This window comes from Alkalibacterium sp. s-m-28 (genome assembly GCF_054658175.1).
Genome location: NZ_BAAGIQ010000167.1, coordinates 1 through 2,301, shown reverse-complemented (window position 1 = coordinate 2,301; position 2,301 = coordinate 1). Strand labels below are relative to the sequence as shown.

General features: G+C 39.3%; 2 protein-coding genes. Both read right to left on the bottom strand.

Annotated features, from left to right (window positions below; genetic code table 11):
• On the bottom strand, positions 1-727 hold a 727-nt coding region (gene istB / locus ACYQ4S_RS11620; protein WP_459771291.1), incomplete at its 3' end, for an IS21-like element helper ATPase IstB.
• Between the two features lie 3 nt (positions 728-730).
• On the bottom strand, positions 731-2,152 hold the full coding sequence (gene istA / locus ACYQ4S_RS11615) for an IS21 family transposase (RefSeq protein WP_346025642.1): 1,422 nt from the start codon (positions 2,150-2,152) through the stop codon (positions 731-733).
• Between the last annotated feature and the right edge of the window lie 149 nt (positions 2,153-2,301).

Genomic DNA, 2,301 nt, shown 5'->3' with positions numbered 1-2,301 from the left:
ATTTGTGTTTGGATAGTGCATTCTTTAGTCGAAAACTCTCTCCGGTAAAGCTTAATATGTGAGCATGGTGAATCAGTCGATCAACCAATGCGGCTGTCAGACGAGCGTCAATGAACACTTTATTCCATTGACTAAATTCTAGATTACTGGTGATGATGACGCTTTTCGTCTCATACCAATCACTAATCAGCTGAAATAGAAGTTCCGCTCCTTCTTTCGTAAACGGAACATACCCCATTTCATCTAAAATAATCAGTTTAACCTTGTCAAAACGTTTTTTAAAAGCATCTAGTGTGTTATTTTTCCATTGACGTTCTAGTTCGCTGACTAGGTCAGATACGCGCCAGAAGCGTGTATCTATGCCGTTTTCTGTAGCTAATGTGCCTAAGGCACATGCCAAGTGAGTTTTTCCTGTACCAGGTGTTCCTACGAAAACAGCGTTTTGGCATTGTTTGATAAAAGACAGACTAGTCAGTTCCTCTTTAGTTGTCGGGCTGGGAAGCGATATCTGGTTGTGCCATTCATAAGTGGATAGCGTCCGCCTACATGGCAGTTTTGATTGTTTATAGAGCCGTATCGTTTTCGCTTCTTCGCGACTTCGAAGTTCATTTTTCAAAAGAAAAAGTAACCAGTCCTCTTTTGAATCAAATCCATCCGTATCAATGACTTTTGGTATATGAGAGAGCCGGAGGCTTTTACACAGTTCTTCTAAGTAAGCGTGATCCATTACTTATACTACCTCCTTGGGAAAAATTCCTAATGCATCATAACTGTTCCAATCCACATTGTAAGAATCCGAACTCGGTTCGACCCCTATTAATTCATAGAATCTTTCGTTGATTTGTTTCATATCTTTAGTGACGAGTAAATTAATAAGGATATCGACACGTTCAGCTTGGACCTTCCAGTCATTATGAGTTAAGTATAATTTGATCCGCTCCGGTAAATATTTCCAGTAACGTGAGTACTCCATTGAACGGAGTTTTTTACGCCAGTCTAATAAGATAGATGCCCAGTCAATCGGTCGTTTTTTAAACATATACGGGCGATCACCTTCAGCTATTATGTCACCAGATCCACTGTAGAATGTGTAAGTCTCAGCTGTTAATACAGCATATATCTTCGTGTGATTTCGTGCCTTAGGCACGTGAATGAGTGTTTGATCGAGTTTGATTTCGTTATACTTGTTTGCCTTGCATTCAATCTCTTTAAAGACGGGATAAGGTACATCCGGAAGAGCCAGTAGTTCAGTTTTTTCTTCTTCCCATAGTTCAATGATGGAGACATTTTTTTCATAATGATTTCGATCTCTATCCTCAATTAGTTGTGTTCTCAATTTATCATTTAAAGAAGCATAATCTTTCATTGACGGGCTTGCAGGGAAAAAGTTATAGCGTATATATCCAACTTTGTTTTCAACACTTCCTTTTTCATTTCCGCTGCGCGGATTACATACTTGCGTGTTGAAACGGTAATGAGTGGCGAATCGAAGATAAGCCTCAGTTAGTACAGCAGGTTTATATTTAGATTTTCTCTCCGTTACGGCCGTTGACATATTATCAATTCGAATGACTTTCGGCACACCCCCGATTTGATGAAACAATTGAGTCATGCCTTCAAATAAACACTCCTGATTCTCTGCAGGTAACGCAACCGCAAAACCTACATTACTAAACGGGAAGGTCATTACCAAGGTTTTGACATCTTTAAATGCCCCCTCATGTTCGACTTCCATCGTTCCAAAGTCCAGCTGTGCATCTGCTGGGGGATGTTCCAGACGTTCAAATCCTTTATCTACAGCGCCTTTATCATTGTGAGTAGAACGCCAGTCTTGAACAAATACACAAACAGTCCGATAGGACCCCGGGAAATCAAGTTCTTTCAATTCACGGTGATAAGCTACGTTAGTACGTCGTTTTTTCTTCGGCAACTTGGCATCTTCGTCCAGCCATAAGGTTAAAATATCTCCCCATTTTTCTTCATACATCATGCCTGTTTTTTCTATTTTCTTCTTCTTTGGAAAGTTATTGCCATCAGCGTATTTTTTAGCTGTACGCCAATTCACTCCAAGTTCTTTTCTTATGTGATCAATCGATTTATCGTGATTATTCCTTAAATTTTTGATAGTATTAATATCAGTCATTGTGAGCATACCTTTCATACCTCCAGTTAAAGTGTAGGAACTCTAACTTTAGAGGATTTTCAGGTGCCTTGCAATGGCTTTTTATATTGCATTTTGCCGTCCGCAGAGTTGTGTACTTTTACCCTGCAATCTTATGTATTTTTATCTTGCCATAAACA